Raw genomic sequence first — 266 nt, 5'->3', positions numbered from 1 at the left:
AGTAAAAACTGGAGTGCAACGACGGCTGGACCAACGGCGGGCTCATCAGTACGATTTATCAATGGTAGTCCAAATCATGGTGCAAGCATCTTACCATTTGGTAGTGAAAGCTCAGGGAATCGAAGTAATAGTGAAGTCATTGGTCAAAACGCCTCCACGCTCACGGCGAATAATATTTCCGTCAATAGCCATGAAGGCAACATCGACATTAAAGGTAGCCTATTAAATACTCAAGATGATATCAACTTACGTGCGGAAAAAGGCAA

At 43.6% G+C, this 266-nt stretch carries 1 protein-coding gene; it reads left to right on the top strand.

All coding sequences use genetic code 11. The features are described 5' to 3' along the window. Positions 1-266, top strand: a 266-nt coding sequence (locus H3T54_RS11815) for a hemagglutinin repeat-containing protein (protein ID WP_198222683.1), incomplete at both ends; no start/stop codon positions are given.

Source organism: Gilliamella sp. B14384G10, from assembly GCF_016101685.1.
GTDB lineage: Bacteria > Pseudomonadota > Gammaproteobacteria > Enterobacterales > Orbaceae > Gilliamella > Gilliamella apis_A.
Note: the sequence above shows the minus strand (reverse complement) of the source record. Positions and strands in the feature narration are given on the sequence as shown.